This is a genomic window from Robertmurraya sp. DFI.2.37, assembly GCF_029211245.1.
Lineage (GTDB): Bacteria > Bacillota > Bacilli > Bacillales > Cytobacillaceae > Robertmurraya > Robertmurraya methanolica_A.
The window spans coordinates 1-1,225 of record NZ_JARGEJ010000137.1 but is presented as its reverse complement, the minus strand read 5'-3'; the positions used below and the strand labels follow the sequence as shown (position 1 = coordinate 1,225).

General features: G+C 36.0%; 3 protein-coding genes. 2 read left to right on the top strand and 1 reads right to left on the bottom strand.

Annotated features, from left to right (window positions below; genetic code table 11):
- The first annotated feature begins 150 nt into the window (after nucleotides 1-150).
- On the top strand, nucleotides 151-429 hold the full coding sequence (locus PZE06_RS25755; protein ID WP_095311490.1) for a hypothetical protein: 279 nt from the start codon (nucleotides 151-153) through the stop codon (nucleotides 427-429).
- Between the two features lie 20 nt (nucleotides 430-449).
- Entirely contained in the window at nucleotides 450-1,004 is a 555-nt protein-coding gene (locus PZE06_RS25750; RefSeq protein ID WP_095311488.1) for a spore coat protein, read from the top strand.
- 135 nt (nucleotides 1,005-1,139) lie between these two features.
- Here the strand turns inward: PZE06_RS25750 and PZE06_RS25745 are convergent.
- A partial coding sequence (locus tag PZE06_RS25745) for an IS3 family transposase (protein WP_275791704.1) occupies nucleotides 1,140-1,225 on the bottom strand: 86 nt, incomplete at its 5' end.

Below are 1,225 nucleotides of genomic sequence, written 5' to 3'. Positions count from 1 at the left end.
TTGTGAGGGGAACGTACGTTTGTCAAGACGGAAAGTTTGTTCGCATCCCTTATTGGGGGTGTAACGATAAAAAGCCCTAGTCGTAAGACTAGAGCTAATGCGGAAAATTAATTTCCGAGAGACTATTAAGTGCTCAAGGGGGTGAGATGGTTGGGAGATATGAATCAAAATTTGCAAGAACTTTCTAAATCACTTCTTGGATTACACGTTAAAGACGTGTTCAAGAAGAATAAGGAAGACCTTAAGTTAAGGGAGCTTTCGGATGATGAAAAAGAGCATATTAGAAAACTTTATCAGGACCTAGAAAAACAAGTAAATGAATTCGTAAACAAGACGAAAGAAACAAATGAAAATACTGTCCAGGCAAAAGGCGAAAAACCAAAGAAAACCCGAACAACTTTAAGGGACAGATTAAGAAAGAAAAATTAAAAGGTAAAGGAGAGATATAAATGTTAGGTGAAAGAACAGAATATGCACGCGATGTGCGAGATGACAGATACGATCACAGATACCATAAAAAATCATGTAATAAATGCGGCTATGACACTTGCCAATGTGGAGTAGGAGGAGATTTCAAAAAGTGGAACGCACTTGATCCAACTAGCCATTTCCCATCTTCAAATTATGATGATAATCAAGTTCTCCAAAATTTCGACCAGATTTCTGATATTGAACAAAGATCTAACGAAAAAATTATTATTAAAGACAGCTGCGATATTAAAGTTACAACAACTGATACTCAAGTAGCAGTTTCTCTACAAGTGGCTATCCAAATTGCGATTGCGATTGTAATTAACATCACGATTGCAGATAGTGAGCAAGCAGAAGCAGTAACACAAGACTTACTCCAGTTCTCTTCAATGCAACAAGTAAACCGTCAAACAATCTGCATCGAAAATTCTCGTGATATTGAAGTAACAACAACTGATACTGATGTAGCAATATCAATTCAATTATTACTGCAATTACTTCTTGCATTACTTGTTCAAATCGATATTTTATAATCTTACTTGGCAGGCATGGCTCACATTTCACTTTCCCACAGTTACAAAACTCAAACAACCCACACCTCCTAAATATAAAAGTAGCATGGACACATTAAACTGGCACCTATGTCAAGGACACAATAAAAAAAGAGATTAAGCAACTAGAAGATGATTCCTATATTGAATAGGGGTCATCTTTTTTAAGTCCCACTGATATCGATAGTTGTTATAGTAAACCA